Origin of the sequence: Xenorhabdus sp. PB30.3 (assembly GCF_963895965.1) — a bacterium.
GTDB lineage: Bacteria > Pseudomonadota > Gammaproteobacteria > Enterobacterales > Enterobacteriaceae > Xenorhabdus > Xenorhabdus stockiae.
Genome location: NZ_CAWQMW010000186.1, coordinates 1 through 18022 on the forward strand (window position 1 = coordinate 1; position 18022 = coordinate 18022).

An 18022-nucleotide genomic window follows, 5' to 3' on the forward strand; every position below is an offset into this window, starting at 1 on the left:
TAAAGCTTTGGGGTTTATGATAATGAAAAGATTTATAATGTAAACTATATTTTATTCTGTATAAAGTATATAAATATCAATGGGTTGTAATGGTTCTGGTTCTGTTCAAACAAATGTTTGGTTTTTATATATCAATGCGATAATTATATGTAATTTAAGAAATTATATTATCAAGGCTAAATTACAAGTTACATATTTTGACCAGTCAAATACAGTAGAGTAGTTATTTTTATTATTTTCTATAAAAAATATCGGTTTATTCATTTGGATATATGACTAAAAATAATTCATTTTTTATTTTTATATTTCATATGGTGATGATGAAACATCTTGTGAATGTGATTTTATTAAATGACTTGGTGGTGTTTGTTTTTTGCTCATGTTTATGAAGTGTTTGTATTCTGACTGTAGGGATATGGCAATATGTGAGTGATAATTTGATATTAATTAATCTCACTGAAAATATTGAATTACTATGTTAATGAAAATTTTATGATTGGTGTTTTATGATTATAAAAAACATAGGAATATTATTAATATTATATGTTCCTTTAACAATAGCATCTCCGGTAAATTTTAATGAAAACTTACCTTCATTAACCATGAACGAAGGGATTAATAATTTACAGAATAGCGAAAGAGAGATAAACAGGTTGATTGAAGAAAGGCGGCATCAGGAGATGATTAACCGTTCAAGGCGATATTCTACAAAAGAATCACTCGTAAATCTGAAAGGTGAGAAAAAATGCTTGCCAATTAGTGGGATTTATCTTCAAGGGATATCATTATTATCATCATCGGACTTAAAAACATTAAGTCCAATTTCTAATAGCTGTATTACCAGTAATAATATCAATAGATTAACATCTGAAATTACGAACCTTTATGTCCAGAAAGGATATGTTACAGCCAGAGTAAAATTGGTTCCTCCTGACTATGAGAAAAAATTAGGGATTCATGTTATAGAAGGGTTTATCGAAGATATTAGGGGAGGAAGTCGCTGGGTAAACAGTCAGACTCTTTTTCCTGATCTAAAGAATATGCCATTGAATATACATCAACTTGACCAAGGGCTAGATCAGGCAAATCGTTTACAATCAAATAAAACAACGCTAGATATTTTGCCTGGTACAATTAATGGGGGATCTATTGTTTTTCTGAATAATAAACATAGTTCTCCGTGGAAAGTTTCTTTAACAACAGATAATTATGGGCAGAAAAATACAGGGAAATGGGTAGGAAGAGTAAACACGAGTTTTGATAGCCCGCTGGGGTTATCTGATTTTGTCAGCCTTAGTGGAAGCTCTACTTTGAACAAAGGCCAAAATAAATATAATCGATCTTATATTTTCCTTTATTCATTGCCATATGGAAAGTCAACATTTAGCACATTTTATGTTGGTTCTAAATATCACCATCAAAAAAAATCAAAGTATAGATTGTTAAATAAACATGATTTAAATATACATGGTGATGCCCAACAATCGGGAATTCGTGCTGACTGGGCATTTCGCCGCAATCAGACACAAATAGATACACTGAGAACACAATTTATATATAAAAAAGGGAATAATTATTTAAATGATGAAAAAATCATAGTAAATAGTGAATCTATAAGCCTTGTTTCTCTTAATTTAAATCATTTTCAAATTATTCCAACCGGATTTTTTTCTATTGATATAGGTATTGATAAAGGTGTGCCATGGTTTAATACGCAAACAGTCATGGACAAAAATTTCATTAAAGGATTGATGTCAATAAATTTGCAAAAGAAATTTAGATTATTTGATTCATCTTATTTATTCAATAGTCAGATTAGCATGCAGTATAGCCGTGATCCTTTACCAGCTATGGAGTGTTTCAGTATTACTGATAAAAATAGCATCAGAGGATTTAACGAGAGTTTTTTATGTTCTGACAATGGGTGGTATTTAAGAAATACGCTATCTTATCTGCTTCCTATAGCTATTCCTCAAGGTTATTTAGCTTTAAATATAGGTGGTGATTTAGGGCAAACTAAAATTATTGGGCATAAAAATAAATATGAATGGATAAATGCTGTAGGGATGAGTACTGGATTTTCACTGAGTTATAAACAGTTGTTTGCCGATATTCAAGTAGGCAGTGGGAAAGTTTTGTCTCGGCAGTACGAGAAACTTAATAATCCCATACAGATATTAGTGCGTATTTCTTATGGTTTTTAATTGCAGAACTGCCGCTGTTTCGGTTTGGTCATATTTTTACACACAGTAATAACTAGATGTATAGGAGTAATTAAATGAAAGAAAAAAGGTTTAAATTATCGTCATCTGGTCGGCTTGCTGTATCAGTGGCAATTTTTATGCTTTTTAGCTCAAGTGGTTTTTCCAATGGAATAGTAGCAGGAGGTGATGACTCACACAGACCAGGTGTTACACAATCTAAATCTGGTGCAGATGTCGTTAATATTGTTGCTCCTTCTGAATCTGGATTATCACATAATCAATATGAGGATTTTAATGTTTCTGAAAAAGGGGCAGTTTTTAATAATTCGACAAATGGAGGTGAATCTCAATTAGCTGGAGAATTGCCTGGTAATAGTAATCTGCATGGTAATTCGGCAACGATTATTCTAAATGAGGTAATTAGCCGCAATCCATCTTTACTGTTGGGCAAGCAGGAAATTTTTGGTATGGCTGCAGATTATATATTGGCAAACCCTAACGGTATTACTTGTGATGGGTGTGGGTTCATTAATACTAATCAGTTATCGCTAGTTGTCGGAAACCCATTAGTTGAAAAAGGCACTTTACAGGGATTTAATACCCTCGATAATACAAATTCCCTGAAAATTGGTAAAGGAGGGCTGGTTCATGACTCTATCATAAATCTTTTTTCTCCTAAAATTGATAGCCGTGGCAAAATTAGTACCAGCCAAGATATTAATATCATTACAGGTCTGAATAAAATATCTGCTGATGGTCGAGTATTGGATTCAAAAAAGGCAACGGTGGGTTTACTTGATAGCTATTATTTAGGCAGTATGCAGGCTGGTCGTATCCGGTTATTAAGTACAGATAAAGGGAGTGGTGTTAATTTACAGGGGGAGATGACTGCTGATGATACTATTAATGTTGAGTCTAAAGGCGGATTAAAACTGGAAGGTGCCAGATTAAAAGGAGGTGATCTCACCTTAAAAGGTGAAAATATTACATCTCAGGGTGCTTTGGATGAAGTATCCTTGAAAAAGGAAAAGTCAGAAGGTCATTTTTTTAGCGGAAATAGTGCTAGTAGCGAGCAGAAGTCGCAAGTCCTTCACCGAACCAAATTAGAAGGTAGAAATATTACATTAAATGCCAACAACAATAATGAAATTAAAGGAACAGATATTTTTGGTGAAAATATTGATTTAACCGGTCGTAAACTTGATTTAGACGGTCAAGCCGTTAATCAACATTCGGAGGACTTTCAAGAGCAATGGAAGTTTTTATGGAAGAGTAATAAAAAAAATACTCATGATAAAACTCAACAGGAGGGGAATGATATAAGGGCAGATAATAATATCAAATTAACTTCGACTGGAGAAGATATAAGAATTGATGGGAGCAAGATTGATGCAGGTAATAATCTGTCATTATCATCTAAGCGTAATATCATAATAGATGGCTTGATAGAAACTGAAAAAATGGATAATCAGCAATATCACAGATTAGAGTCTAATTCACTAGATACAGGGCTAAAAGAAAAAGGGCATTTTACTCAAAAACAGATTAGAAGTGAACTAAATGCTGATAATGATCTTGGTATAGAAGCCAATGGTGATATTAAAATTGCAGGTTCTAAGGCGCATGCCGGAAACAACCTTATCATAAAAGCAGGTAAAAAAAATCAGATAATATCTCAATCTTATGGTGATAAAGTTATTGATGATGATAATAGAACTTATTGGGGAGGGATTGCCGGAGGAAAAAATAAAAATAATTATATTGAAAATAAAAAAAATCAATCATCTGATATTACAGCTGATGGACATGTATTGCTTGTAGGAAATGATGGAATTAAAATTACTGGCAGTAATGTTGAAGCTGAAAATGGTGGATACTTTCAATCAAAAAATGGTGATTTACTCATTGATAATGCTGTTAGTTATCATCAAAATATTATTGATGAGCGCCATGGGACTGTTTTTAATATTACTAAGGATTCTAATAAGGAGAAAGAAAAAAAAGAAGAGGCAGTACGCAGCCAGGTTAAATCTAATGCAAATTTAAAGTTATTTAGTGGCAAAAATATTGATGTGGTTGATAGTATATTAAAAAGTTCTGATGATTTGAATATTCATGCTGGCGATAATATAAATGTTTCTTCTTATGGAGAGAAATATAATAAACAGAAAGAGAATTCATTGCTTGAGGCAGGGAATATAGCTCAATTCTCTAATGAAGATGATAAAAATACTATTACAAAAAATTTTGGTATTAAGTATAGCAGTGATGATAAAGAAAAAGAGAATGTAACACAAAAACGATCTGTATTGGATGGAGGAAATATCACAATTAATGCAGGTAAAGATGTTACAGTTGTGGGTTCAGATATAGATACGAGAAATGGAAATGCTAATATATCAGCCGACAATATTTCTTTCCTTGCTTCAAATGACCTGGAAGCCCAAAAAGAATCTCATTCTTCGACAGGTATTGGTGTGTTTTTCTCTAAAGGAAGCAATGGAATAAGCATTGGTGGTGGAGCTAATCATAGTAGCAATAATAAATCTCATGAGAAGAAAAAAGCTGTCGTTTCAAAAACGGACATTGCGGGAGATCTGAAATTAAACGCACGAAATAAACTGGAACAGGAGGGAGCTCAGCATAATGTTGCGGGTAATTATGAGGCGAATGCTAATAGCATAGAAAATAGAGCAGCGGAAAGTAGTGATAGTACCTATTCAGGAAACTTTAATATTGGAGGAGGAGTTTCCCTCTCTTTGAGTATGAAGAATTCTTCACCTAATGTTGGTGCTAATGTTTTCGCCAAAGGAGGTAATCACACAGAGAGCAACACTAAATCAAATGCTAATGTCACTTCAATTCAAGCCAACAATAACATTAGAATAAATGCCAAAGAGGATGTATATGATCAGGGAACACAGTATCATGCAGATAATGGAGGCATAGAATTAAAAGCTAACAACCATATTAACGGAGCCGCATTTAATAAAAATGAAAAAGATGTCTTTGATTCATCAGGTTATGCCGGCATACAAGCCAACTTAGCGCTTTTATCCCAGGATCTTACTGTTACAGGGAAAGGGAAAGGGAATGCATCTCGGAGTTCTGAATCTAATTCAGATGCTATTGTCAGTGATTTCAAAGCACATAAAGATATTAATATTCAGGCGCGACACGATATTAAATATCAGGGAGCATCGTTTAATTCAGAAGATGGAGAAACAACTATACAGGCAGGGAATAATATCAATATTAATCAGGCAAATAATACTAATAAGAAAACTAAAACCCAATATGGGCTTGGTCTTGGTGTTGGGGTAGGCGTCAATTTGCCGACAGGTGTTGTCAATATGGGGGCAGGAAGTGCAGCAGCAGGATATGCTGTAAATGATGACACTACTGTGACAGCAAAAAGTAGTAATATTAGCGGAAAACAGGGAATTAACTTGGTTTCTGGAAATGATTTGTCTTTGCAGGGGACAAATACCTCTGGCAAACATATAAATCTTAAAGCAGAACGAGGTGGTATCATAGTTACCTCTGCTCAGGACAGTATAAATAAAAGTAATTTCCAAATTGGAGGCAAAGTAGCATTGGGAGCGGCAATGAATGCTTCTCAATTAGCTCAAGTTAAGGCAAAGGCTTATGGCAATTTTGATCATGGTTATGAAAGAGATGTTATCAATCACAATAGCCAGCTTACGGGTGAAAACGTAACATTAACAAGTAAAAAAGATACTACAATTAAAGGGGCTAATATTGTAGCGGACAGGATAGGGGGTAAAATAGGAGGTAATCTTAATATTGAAACGGCTCAAAATACGGCTAATGGGAGGGAAATAGGTCTAGAAGCTGGAGGCGAATTTAATAGTGGTACACTCTTTAATGGTGATCAACCGTCCGGTTTTATGGGAGTGGTTAATATCATTAAAAGTATCGCATCGGGTATAAAAACCAAGTTTAATTTTAATTACGAAACACATGATGATACAAGTTTAACTAACCAATCAGGAATTTCTGCTAGAGATGGAGTTAATTTAGATGTATCAGGTAAAACTAATCTGACTGGAGCGAAGATTGAAAGTACTGATCAGCCAGTTATATTGAATACCCAAGAGCTGGTAAATCATGAAATAACTACTCATAGTAAAGGAGAAAAAATCTCTGTGAAATTACCAGGGTCTCCACTTGCATTTTTATTAAGTTTACCAGGTGCAGCTTCTGATATTGCTCATGGGAAAATTCCATATACAGAGAGACATTATCATAATAAAAAAAATGTAATACTTCCTAGTAAAGTTAAGGAATACACTCAGAAGATATCGAATTGTAATGTGGCGGTAAAGGATAAAATTATCGAGAATATAGATAATAACATGCCTAAAAAGACAGTGACTGAGGTGATTGGATGCGGTCAACAGTTAGGTAATCAGAAGGATTATGGGGTATAAAAAATTGAACGTTACTTTATTATCAAATAGTAATCCACCTGTTAAACAGGTGGATTCTTTATATTTTAAACAATTGCGTTCTGATATAAATCCCACCGGTTGCCATAAATATCTTCAAATATAACAACCAAGCCATATTCTTCTTGTCGTGGCTCTTCGCAAAAATGAACGCCATTTTCTTTCATTTTATGATAATCGCGCCAGAAGTCGTCAGTTTGCAGGAACAAAAATACTCTTCCCCCACACTGGTTGCCAATAAAGGCTTCCTGCTTTTCATTAGATGCTCTTGCCAGCAATAAATTACAGTCACTTTCAGGATTCGGTGTCACAACAACCCATCTTTTGCCCGGTTGTGGGGTGTCTTCGACCAGAGTAAACCCCAGTTTGTTGGTGTAGTAATCAATTGCTTTATCATAATCATCAATAACAATGGCAACATAACCCATGCATCTTTTTTGTGTTCTCATAATATTCCTATTTTAAATTACAGCATCCGTGTCCCTAAGGTCACATTTTTATCTGGTTGGATGAGTACAGTGCCTTCATTATCACAAACGGCAGCCAGAACCAAAACTTCCGATTTAAACCCGGCTACTTTTCTCGGTGGAAAATTTATAACAGCCAGGACTTGCCTGCCGATTAATTGTGCTTCCGTATAGTTTCGGCACAATTGTGCCGAACTCTGTTTTTCACCTATTTCGCTACCAAAATCGATATACAGTTTATAAGCAGGTTTGATGGCCTTTTCATTTTTTTCAGCTTTGATTATTTTGCCAACGCGGATATCGAGAGCCATAAAAGTGGATATATCTGTGAGATAATTTTCTGAATTTTGCATAACTGTATATCTATTAATAATAGGTTAATGATATTGATTGTTATTGTAACAGAGAGTGCATAAAAATATTTGTTTGACTTTGTGAGCTGATTCACGCGGATAAAAAACACTTATCCATATGAGTTCATCATGTAGTCATTTGGTGCGTTATTCTGTGGCGACAATAATATAGAGGAGTAAAACACCATGAAATGGTCTCTTATGATCCAAGGAACAGCGTCTGATGTTGGAAAGAGTGCTTTGGTTGCTGGATTTTGCCGGATTTTTTTACAGGATGGTTATCACTGTACTCCTTTTAAATCACAAAATATGGCACTTAATTCTGGTATTACTGCTGATGGCAAAGAAATGGGGCGTGCTCAGATATTTCAGGCTGAAGCAGCAGGGATTACTCCTGATGTACGCATGAATCCTGTTTTGCTGAAACCCTCCAGCGATTGTAAGGCTCAGGTGATTTTTATGGGCAAAGTTATATGCAATATGAATGCCGTAGAATATCACGAGTATAAACCACAGCTTCAGCAGCAGATCCTGAGTGCTTATAACGGCCTTGCGGCTGCAACCGATATTATGGTGCTGGAAGGAGCGGGTAGTCCGGCGGAAATTAATCTGCGGGATCGGGATATCGTCAATATGGGAATGGCTGAGCTGGTTGATGCGCCCGTTATTCTGGTAGCAGATATTGATCGCGGAGGTGTTTTTGCTTCTATCTACGGCACTCTGGCCTTACTCGCACCAGAAGAAAGGGCGCGGGTTAAAGGGGTCATTATTAATAAATTTCGTGGTGATATATCGTTGCTGCATTCAGGTATTGAACAAATCGAAGAGTTGACACAAGTACCGATACTGGGAGTATTACCGTGGCTGGAACTCGATCTGGAAGAAGAAGACAGTGTTGCACTGCAGGTTGGCAAATATGAAAAGGATAAAAATAACACAGAAAGATGCCTGAATATTGCCGTTGTCCGGTTTCCACATATTGCAAATTTCACCGATTTTAATGCGTTAGCACTCCAGCCTGATGTTTATCTTAATTATATTGCAGATCCTTTGGAACTTCAGAATGCCGATCTGATCATTTTACCCGGTAGTAAAAACACATTGGGGGATTTGGGGTGGTTAAAAACGCAGGGGCTGGATCAGGCAATTATTGCTGCACACCAGTCAGGGGTTCCGATCATTGGGATCTGCGGTGGCTACCAGATGCTTGGAAAGCAAATTGTTGACGAAGTCGAATCTGGTTTATACCAGATGGAAGGGTTAGGATTACTCGATACTGAAACCTTATTTGCTAATGATAAACAGACGGCTCAGGTCAGGGGAATTATAATGCCGGAGCTATCTGGCATGCTGAACCTATGTGGTGATCAACCCATTGTGGGTTATGAGATCCATATGGGAGTTACGCGCCTGAAAGAGCAGGCAAGGCCGTTTGCCAAAATGTACTTACGTAATGGTGAAGAGACGAGTTGGTTTGATGGCGCAGTGAATCAGGAAGGGACGGTGATGGGAAGTTACCTGCATGGCCTGTTTGACCAGAATAATTTCACTCGTTCATTACTGAATCAGCTTCGCATGTATAAAGGTATCAACCCGCTGGAAAATGCTGTTTTCAGCTATGCCAGCCATAAAGAGAAACAGTTTAATATCCTGGCAGACAGTATGCGTGAGCATCTGGATATAGAACGTATCTATCAGTTAATGAAAGAACACATGGAGTCTACCTCTTCTGGAGTGATCAGATGATCTTAATTACTGGCGGAGCACGTAGTGGCAAAAGTGCTTATGCGGAGCGGTTTATTTCAGATCAATGTGAACAAGTATTGTATATCGCGACAGCTCAAGGTACTGATGAAGAGATGCTGGCCCGAATTGAACGGCATCGGAAGGATCGTCCTTTACATTGGCGAACCTGGGAAGGGTATCAGGATTTGGGGGATGTTATCCGTAGGCATCGTAAAGCGGAAGAGGGGATTATACTTGAGTGTGTGACTACATTAATGACCAATCTTCTGTTTGATAAAGCAGAAGGTGCATCACCCGATGAAATGGATTTCGCTTCATTGGAGGTGTTTATCCACCAGCAGATAGACGATGTGATCGATGCTTGTCTGAAGTGCCCAATGCCCGTTTGTCTGGTAACGAACGAACTGGGTATGGGAATTGTGCCTGAGAATCGGCTCGCCCGTCATTTTATTGATATTTCCGGTCGGGTTAACCAGAAACTGGCTCAGGCAGCAAAATCAGTCTGGATGGTAGTCTCTGGCCTTGGAGTAAAAATCAAATGAAGTTGAGACTCTTTTGGGCAACATTACAGTTTATGACCCGGCTTCCTATCCCTGCAAAATGGGCTGAAGGTATTGATTTTCGGCAAATTGGGCATGGTGTACCGATTTTCCCTCTAGTTGGCCTTATTGTTGGTGCGATTGCAGCTTGTGTTGCACTGGTAATAACTCAATCCGGTGGAGGAGTATATATTGGTGCAATTGGTTATGCGCTCGCTCTGGTATTTCTGACGGGAGGATTACATTTAGATGGTCTGGCAGATACTTGCGACGGAATCTTTTCTTCCCGAAATAGAGAAAGAATACTGGAAATTATGCAAGATAGCCGTCTTGGTACATATGGTGGATTAGGGCTGATCTTCTGCATTTTGCTTAAGGTACTTGCGGTTGTTGAAATTGCCTATCACCCTCCTTTGCATTTGCTGGCTTTATTATCCTGTGCACCGATTGTCGGACGTACTGCTGTTGTGCTTTTGATGTTTGAACAACGTTATGCCCGTGAAGTTGAAGGAATGGGAAGTAGTTATATCGGTCGCATTACGCCCCGTGAAACAGTCATCACATTATTGGCAGGGACAGTATTGGTGATGCTGCTGGGTGACTGGCAGGGATTATCTGCAATGCTGGTAACGATGATCGCTATCTTTTTGCTTGCCATCTATTTTAACTATCATTTAGGCGGGCAAACCGGAGATACTCTGGGAGCGGCAATTGAAGTCGGTGAAGTGATTTTTCTACTGGCTTTAATCCTTATCTGGAAGTAGTTTGCCGATAGTTAATATTATTTTATTCTCGTTGCTTCTTTGTCATTGCGATGCATTCAGAAATCCATTGAGTGTATTTTATATTTGCATATTTAAGTTGAAACTTGATCGGAAGGATCATCATGGAGTTTCAGTCATTACCACTATTACTGAAAAAGATTAAACCGCTGGATCGGGAAAAAATGGATCAGGCGGGGCAGCATATTGATAAACTCGTCAAGCCGGTTGGTAGTCTGGGCCGTCTGGAAACACTGGCAGCGCAACTTGCGTCTATGCCCGGAATTGGAAAACTGCGGGATCTGCAAAAAGAGATTATCGTTATGTGTGCCGATCATGGCGTTTATAATGAAGGTGTGGCGATATCTCCGAAAAATGTTACAGCCATACAGGCCCGGAACATGTTGCTGGGACTGACAGGGGTTTGCGCACTAGCGAAAAGTAGCGGTACTCATGTGTTACCTGTTGATATCGGTATTGATTGTGAGCCGATAGATAATTTATTGTCCCTCAAATTAGCCCGTGGCTGTGGCAACATTGCACAAGGCCCGGCTATGCCTTATGCACATGCAGAAACATTATTGTTGGCAAGTGTGCAATTAGTTCAGCGACGTCTTGCTGCCGGGATCTCTGTATTTGGTGTAGGAGAGCTGGGGATCGCGAATACCACATCAGCAGCGGCAGTCATCAGTGTACTTACCGGAAGTGATCCCGGTGATGTTGTGGGGTTGGGGACTAATTTGCCTGCTGGATTACTTAAACATAAAGAATCTGTTGTGCGTCAGGCTATTGATGTGAATAAACCTGATATTCAGTCTCCCCTTGATGTACTGGCAAAAGTGGGAGGATTTGAGCTTGTGGGAATGACCGGAGTGATTCTGGGAGCTGCAGCAGCAGGTGTTCCGGTTGTGCTTGATGGTTTTATCTCTTATGCCTCTGCGCTGGCGGCAGTTCAGCTGGCACCTTCTGTTCGGGATTACTGTATTCCATCTCATCTATCAGCAGAAAAAGGCGCAGCTCTGGCGCTGCAACATCTGGGCCTGAAACCTTATCTGCATTTAGATTTGCGTTTGGGTGAGGGCAGTGGGGCTGCGATCGCAATGTCTCTGATTGATGCAGCCTGTTCTATGTATTGTGATATGGGATATCTGGCTGAAAGCGGGATTACTTTTCCTGAACTTTTGTTATTAACTCATCAAGCATAATTTGATTTTTTTGTAAGGAAAAATAAAATTGTGGAGCAGTAAAATTATATTTATCCCGTAAGTAATCTAATGATACTTTTTGAGTTTCAATTACGTGTAAAATCGGAATGGCCAATCCGAAATCTTTTTCAATAAAGTAATCAAAAACAGACTGACCATTTCCGGGAATTGCATTTTCTGCAATATCAGAAATTTCTTTGGCAGTGCCAGATATTGGATCATCAAGAAGCATACCACCGATTATGGCTTTGACAGGAACGGTAACATAAATAAAAGCAAAAGTTCTTTTTCTTCTGAATCTTCGGCGGAACTCATATTTTTTAGCACCCGATAATACTTTCTCCCATGCGGATTGATGCAAACTTAATACGATACAATCTTCGGGAGTAACATCATACTTCTGCATAAAATTCTGCATTTTTATATCTCTTATTTTATAAATTTTTAGCGAGTTTTCTTAATGTCTCTTTGAGTATTTTTCCGCTTGCGTTACGTGGTAAAGCTGAAAAAGTATAACCTTTTGGGCGCTTATAGCGTGCAACAAGAGTTCGGAGATAATCATCCAGTTCCTGCTCAGTGATTGAGGTATTATCATCAATTTCAATAAACGCATGAGGAACTTCACCCCAGTATTCATCAGGTTTTGCCACAACCGCCACAGCCAGAACGCCGGGATAACTCGACAGCGCATTCTCCAGTTCAAGGCTGGAAATATTTTCACCTCCGGAAATAATAATATCTTTTTTCCGGTCGATAATTTTAATATAACCATCGCTGTCAACAACAGCCAAATCCCCGGTAAAAAACCACTGACTTGTCATATCGAATGTGACTCGATCGACAGGGCCGTAAGCGGCAACAATATTACCCCGAATAGCAATTTCACCAATGGATTGCCCATCAAAAGGTACTGCCAGCCCGCTATTTTCATCAATAACGCTGATTTCTCCCTGTAAATTGGAAACAATTCCCTGACGCATCTTCTTTAAAATTGTTTCTGGTTTTGGCAGTGTGGCCCAATCGGGTTTATCTTCACAAACAACAACCGGCCCATAAGTTTCCGTCAGGCCATAAACGTGGGTAGCTCTGATACCGGCTGCATCAAGCAGGGAAAACATCTTCTCTGTTGGTGGGGCACCGGCAATCAACCCATAGACATTGTTGTTGAAAGAGATGCCGAGCCTTTGCGCTTCCCGCCCTAAGGAATAATGCACGATAGGCGCGCCACAATAGTGTGTCACCTGATGCTTCAGCATAATCTGTATGGCTTCCTGTGCATCAAATTTGCGCATACAGACATGAGTACCTGCCCGTGCCGCAATAGTCCAGGGGAAACACCAGCCATTGCAGTGAAACATGGGTAATGTCCATAAATAAGTCGGGTATTTGGGCATATCCCAGTCCAGGATATTCGAAATTGCATTAAGGTATGCGCCACGGTGTGAGTACACAACTAACTTAGGTGTGCCACTGGTTCCCGAAGTCGAGTTAATGCTGATGGCTTCCTGCTCATCAATCGGGTAAAAATTCAGGGTTTCAGAAGGGTACTCAGATATCAGTGATTCATAGCTAATCAAATCCAACGCTGATTCTGGTAGAGGAGTATTATTTTCAGTAGTGACAACAATTTTGACCGGGTTTTTAAAGGAAACACTGTCCAGTAATGCAAGGTAGTTTTTATCTATAATTAATATTGTGGGATTAATTTTTTCAAAGATAAAATTCAGTGTAGCTGCATCTGTCCTGATACTTAAGGCATTCAGTATTCCGCCAGACAAGGGAACAGCATAGTGCAGTTCCAGCAATTCATGAATATTAGGCAATAAAGCAGATACAACACAGCCTTTTCCAACTCCCATTTGCTGAAGTGCAACAGCAACTCTTTCACAACGTTCTCCATATTGTCGCCATGTCCAACATTGCTCTCCATCTATTACCGCAGGGTAATCACCATTACTTAATACGGCTCTTTTTAGAAATAAAATAGGTGATAATGCATTGCCGTCATATTCATTTAATAGTGAATTGTAGCGAGTCATATTCCCGTCCTTTTTTATTTTCGATTTTTTTGCCTGTCATTATGTTTCACTGATTATTAAAGGTAATAGTGGAGGTGGGAATTTGCAATCCATATCAAATGGTTGTTAGTGTTTTCATTAGAAATTGTTTTAGTGTTTATGAAAAATATCACGTACTTTATTTGTGTGTTTGAGTGATATTTCATTGTTTTTTAATATGCTAATTATATTTATTGTTATTGATAGGGTAGCGTGATGAAAATATATTGGAAAATTAAGAGTGATGTAATATAAAAACTTAATATACTGATATAAAAGGAAACAAAAATGTTTAATTTAACCGGAAAAATTGCATTTATTTCTGGAGGAACAAAAGGTATTGGTAAAGGAATTGCTCAGGTATTTAAGCGGGCGGGCGCAATTACGATCATTTCAGGTACGGATAAAACGAAAGGAATGCCTGTAGCTGAAGAACTTGGAGTGGATTTTATCGCCCTTGATGTAACTGATCCCTCGGCATGTAAAAATGTGATTAATGAAATTGTCGAAAAATATGGCAGACTCGATATTCTTTGTTCAAATGCGGGTATTTTCCCACAACATAATATTAAAGATATGACGGTTGAAGATTGGGATTTAGTCTATAGCGTCAACCTGAAAGGCACATTTTTATTGACTCAGGCTGCACTGAATGTCATGGAAAAACAGCAGTATGGGCGCATTGTGATTACTTCATCTATCACCGGAGAGATTGTAGGAATGCAGGGCTATAGCCACTATGGTGCCAGTAAGGCAGGCCAGCTCGGGTTTATGCGCAGTGCTGCATTAGAATATGCAAAACAAGGGATCACAATTAATTCTATTATGCCGGGTATGATTATGACTGAAGGATTAATGGCATTTGGTGAGGATAATCTGAAACAGATTGAAACGGTAATTCCAATGGGGGCTTTGGGAGCACCAGAAGATATTGGTTACACCGCTTGTTTCCTTGCTTCTGATGAAGCAAAAAATATCACCGGGCAGACAATTGTGGTTGATGGCGGGCAGGTATTACCGGAAGTGCAAGGGTACTGATTGACTTAATATGTTCAGATCTGGCTTTACTTGTTTTCCATTGCCGTAAAGCAAAAGAACAAGGTAAGATGAGCAACTAATAAACACAGGGAGGGATATGTTCTCTTCCTGGTTTTTTATTGTCTAAGTCAGGTAAAAAATATTATGTCACTGAACTATGAACGTAAGCCGCTTCCACTCCCTAATGGTCACAGCAAAATGTTACTGCACTCGTGTTGTGCCCCATGCTCAGGGGAAGTAATGGAAGCAATGCTCGCTTCGGGGATAGATTTCACAATATTTTTCTATAACCCGAATATTCATCCACAGAAGGAATATGAACTGCGTAAAGAGGAAAATATCCGCTTTGCAGAGCAGATGGGTATTCCTTTTATTGATGCCGACTATGATCGTGACAACTGGTTCGAGCGTGCGAAAGGCATGGAAAATGAACCTGAGCGTGGCATCCGCTGTACTATGTGTTTTGACATGCGTTTCGAACGGACTGCGTTATATGCTCATGAGCATGGTTTCCCTGTTATTACTAGCTCGCTGGGGATTTCTCGCTGGAAAAATATGCAGCAAATTAATGATTGTGGTGTCCGTGCCGCTTCCCGTTATCCGGGGTTAACCTATTGGGAATATAACTGGCGTAAAGGCGGTGGTTCTACCCGCATGATTGAGATCAGTAAGCGTGAAGAATTCTATCAGCAAGAGTACTGCGGCTGTGTTTATTCTCTGCGGGATACTAATCGTCATCGTCTGGCAACGGGACGGGAAAGAATTAAACTGGGAACAGTTTTTTATAGCGCAGATAACAATAAAGAAAGTAGTAAAAATTGAGATATGGAAGATCACGCATTATTTTAATTGTCAGTTGAAGTGGTTTATTTTATCTCTTATTAAAGGCCTGCCATCATTCCGATATGTAAGCAGGTCTATTGTTTTAATTTCTGAATAATTGATATTTAAAAAATAAAATTGCCATGGTAAAAAAGAACACTAAATGGATATTAAGGTAATTTTTATGAAACAGTCTTATCAATGGTTCAAGATTTTCCCGGTTATTTTTAGTTTTTTACTTATTGCATGTGATGAAGATAGTTACAGTTTTGAGTTAAGTAAGGACGATTACACGCAGATCCACAAAAAATTTAAAACGAATATTATAGATGAAAGTTTTATCGGTGATGGGGAGCCGGGTATTCCTCCTAAAGATATTTTCTCATTAGTCTATTATCCGGCAGAAAACGGGAATATGGCTGCTTACCTGACTCCTCAACCAGAAAAGACAGATAAAAAATATCCTGCGGTGATTTGGTTAACAGGAGGGTATGGTGGAATTGGCAACGATGATTTCTTTTGGTCTGAGCAACCTTATAACAATGACCAATCTGCATCTGCATTCAGGCATGATGATTTAGTTTTGATGATACCGAGTTTTCGGGGAGAAAATGTAAACCCTGGTAAGTATGAAATGTTTTTCGGTGAGATACGAGATATTGAATCAGCCAGACAGTATCTTATGAAATTGCCATATGTTGATCCAAGTCGAATCTATCTTGCGGGGCATAGTACCGGAGGAACACGTGCATTATTAGCCAGTGAATACAGTAAAGGATTTAGGGCTGTATTTTCATTGGGAGGTATTCCAGATTTGAAATTACGCCTTGATTATGCCCCCGTTCCAGTCACGGTGCCATTTAATCAGAACAACCCCGAAGAGCTTGAAGTACGTTCTCCTCGTAAATTTTTAAACTCAATAAAATCACCAACATTCTATTTTGAAGGAGAGTACTCCTATTGGAATGAGTTTGATGAAATAAAGAAAATTGTAAAAGATAAAAATATCCCACTCTCTATTTATTCCATTAAGAATGGTGACCATTTTAATATTATTTCACCTTTAACCTCCCTTATTGTTGAAAAGATTTTGCATGACACTGGAGATAAAGTGAATATAAATTTCAGTGAACAGGATTTTATGTGGCTCCAGCATAATCTGCCTGAATCTGATTGATAAATTTTGCCTCATCATAATAATTTAAATTTTGATGGGGCAAAATATACACTTTATGGATTGCAAGTTGCGTCACGGTGGCAAAGGAATGACAAATTCGTCGGAAGCGAATTTGTCCAGTCAACAAAGCGGCAGCTTGAAAAACGAAGAGTGTATTAATCTTTACCATATCTGGCCCGATTCGGAGTATAACCAAAACGTTTCCGATAACTTTGGGTAAAGTAGGACTGGCTGGAAAAACCGGATTCCAGTGTAATATCAGCGATACTCATTTCACTGTTTAATAATAATTGATGAGCATAAAGAATACGCTGTTCGCTGATCCAGGCCCGTGGAGATGTGCCATAAACACTACTGAAAAGTTCTTTGAACGAAGTTAACCCCATACCAAACTCGCGGGCAAAATCATTCAGCCGCCACTCTTTGAGATAGTTAGTTTCCATAAATGTCTGTAGCCGTTCTATTTGCCGATTACTCAATTTACGTAGAACTGACATAAGTAATGCTCCTTGTTTCCCGAGAGAGAGCAGCAAAAGTAACTCCTCGCTTCTTAACTGGATCAGGGCTGATGGGCAATCATACGTGAGGAGTTTCGCTAACCCACATATACTTTCTGTTAATAATGGAAACTTATTGAAGGGAATTAACCGATAATGAGGGAATTCACGGCGTTCAATATTAATTAATAATGTTCCAAAACGTTTCATAAAATGGCGGAAAAATTCCATATCCAATGGCAACCATAATATCTGACAACTTCTTGTATGGGTTTTAGCGGCATATTTTCCAGGGTGGATAAAAAGGATATCATTTGACTTAATATGATAGGTATTGTTGCTGTCTTTCCATACCATTTCACCATCAAGTAAAATATACAGCCCTCCTTGTTGATGTTCGAGAATATCGAAATTAGGCATGGTTAATTGTAGAGAAAAAATACTCTTCTGATTTAAGCCCGTCGTCCTTTTCATTTAATACTCCTAATCTTCCTTATCATGAGTAATTTGAAATGTATTGATGATATGTTCTGTTGTTCAAATAGTTTCCTTGGGGATTGGAAAGCAATCTGAAATCTATTGGATAGATAGTGATAAATTGAGTATAGAGTTAAAAATATTGGCTGATATCAAAATTGTATACGTAACATCCATTATATAACTTCAGTATTATATCTCTAAATT

The 18022-nt window shown here is 38.2% G+C and carries 14 protein-coding genes; 9 read left to right on the forward strand and 5 right to left on the reverse strand.

The features are described 5' to 3' along the window. The first annotated feature begins 506 nt into the window (after window positions 1–506). Together AACX38_RS19465 and AACX38_RS19470 are read left to right on the forward strand one after the other, a co-directional pair. Complete coding sequence (locus AACX38_RS19465) at window positions 507–2204, forward strand: ShlB/FhaC/HecB family hemolysin secretion/activation protein (RefSeq protein WP_228865304.1); 1698 nt, start codon at window positions 507–509, stop codon at window positions 2202–2204. A 74-nt stretch (window positions 2205–2278) separates the two neighbouring features. Next, window positions 2279–6658 (forward strand): hemagglutinin repeat-containing protein, encoded by a 4380-nt coding sequence (locus AACX38_RS19470; protein WP_228865305.1) that lies wholly within the window; start codon window positions 2279–2281, stop codon window positions 6656–6658. Window positions 6659–6723: 65 nt separating this feature from the next. On the opposite strand, the gene AACX38_RS19475 is transcribed toward AACX38_RS19470, so the two are convergent. After that, the gene (locus tag AACX38_RS19475) at window positions 6724–7125 is read right to left on the reverse strand and encodes a VOC family protein (RefSeq protein ID WP_228865306.1); all 402 of its coding nucleotides are present in this window, start codon (window positions 7123–7125) and stop codon (window positions 6724–6726) included. 17 nt (window positions 7126–7142) lie between these two features. Continuing rightward, the gene (locus tag AACX38_RS19480; RefSeq protein ID WP_228865307.1) at window positions 7143–7496 is read right to left on the reverse strand and encodes a tRNA-binding protein; all 354 of its coding nucleotides are present in this window, start codon (window positions 7494–7496) and stop codon (window positions 7143–7145) included. Window positions 7497–7682: 186 nt separating this feature from the next. Here AACX38_RS19480 and AACX38_RS19485 point away from each other — a divergent pair, with 186 nt between their 5' ends. The 4 genes from AACX38_RS19485 to cobT all read left to right on the forward strand — a co-directional run bounded on the left by AACX38_RS19485 (window position 7683) and on the right by cobT (window position 11747). Beyond that, window positions 7683–9242 carry a cobyric acid synthase gene (locus tag AACX38_RS19485; protein WP_228865308.1) on the forward strand — a complete coding sequence of 520 codons (1560 nt, stop codon included), beginning with the start codon at window positions 7683–7685 and terminating at the stop codon, window positions 9240–9242. Next, entirely contained in the window at window positions 9239–9784 is a 546-nt protein-coding gene (gene cobU / locus AACX38_RS19490; RefSeq protein WP_099123260.1) for a bifunctional adenosylcobinamide kinase/adenosylcobinamide-phosphate guanylyltransferase, read from the forward strand. Before AACX38_RS19485 ends, cobU begins: the two co-directional genes overlap by 4 nt. Beyond that, window positions 9781–10545 (forward strand): adenosylcobinamide-GDP ribazoletransferase, encoded by a 765-nt coding sequence (cobS, locus tag AACX38_RS19495; protein WP_228865310.1) that lies wholly within the window; start codon window positions 9781–9783, stop codon window positions 10543–10545. The genes cobU and cobS overlap by 4 nt, the downstream gene beginning before the upstream one ends. A gap of 122 nt (window positions 10546–10667) precedes the next feature. Beyond that, window positions 10668–11747 (forward strand): nicotinate-nucleotide--dimethylbenzimidazole phosphoribosyltransferase, encoded by a 1080-nt coding sequence (gene cobT / locus AACX38_RS19500; protein WP_228865311.1) that lies wholly within the window; start codon window positions 10668–10670, stop codon window positions 11745–11747. Here the strand turns inward: cobT and AACX38_RS19505 are convergent. Both AACX38_RS19505 and AACX38_RS19510 read right to left on the reverse strand, forming a co-directional pair. Beyond that, the gene (locus AACX38_RS19505; protein WP_228865312.1) at window positions 11707–12153 is read right to left on the reverse strand and encodes a hypothetical protein; all 447 of its coding nucleotides are present in this window, start codon (window positions 12151–12153) and stop codon (window positions 11707–11709) included. The two genes, cobT and AACX38_RS19505, sit on opposite strands and share 41 nt — an antisense overlap. 28 nt (window positions 12154–12181) lie before the next feature. Next, the gene (locus tag AACX38_RS19510; protein ID WP_228865314.1) at window positions 12182–13786 is read right to left on the reverse strand and encodes an AMP-binding protein; all 1605 of its coding nucleotides are present in this window, start codon (window positions 13784–13786) and stop codon (window positions 12182–12184) included. Window positions 13787–14092: 306 nt separating this feature from the next. On the opposite strand from AACX38_RS19510, the gene AACX38_RS19515 reads away from it, so the two are divergent. The 3 genes from AACX38_RS19515 (at window position 14093) to AACX38_RS19525 (ending at window position 16841) form a co-directional block, all read left to right on the forward strand. Further along, window positions 14093–14842, forward strand: coding sequence for an SDR family NAD(P)-dependent oxidoreductase (locus AACX38_RS19515; RefSeq protein ID WP_099123265.1), 750 nt, complete (start codon window positions 14093–14095; stop codon window positions 14840–14842). Between the two features lie 144 nt (window positions 14843–14986). Beyond that, window positions 14987–15664, forward strand: a complete 678-nt coding sequence (locus tag AACX38_RS19520; RefSeq protein WP_228865315.1) for an epoxyqueuosine reductase QueH — start codon at window positions 14987–14989, stop codon at window positions 15662–15664. Window positions 15665–15848: 184 nt separating this feature from the next. Continuing rightward, on the forward strand, window positions 15849–16841 hold the full coding sequence (locus tag AACX38_RS19525; protein ID WP_228865318.1) for an alpha/beta hydrolase family protein: 993 nt from the start codon (window positions 15849–15851) through the stop codon (window positions 16839–16841). A gap of 155 nt (window positions 16842–16996) precedes the next feature. Here AACX38_RS19525 and AACX38_RS19530 read toward each other — a convergent pair whose 3' ends face one another. Continuing rightward, window positions 16997–17812: a helix-turn-helix transcriptional regulator gene (locus tag AACX38_RS19530; RefSeq protein WP_228865319.1), complete on the reverse strand. Its 816-nt coding sequence runs from the start codon at window positions 17810–17812 to the stop codon at window positions 16997–16999. Window positions 17813–18022: the final 210 nt, after the last annotated feature.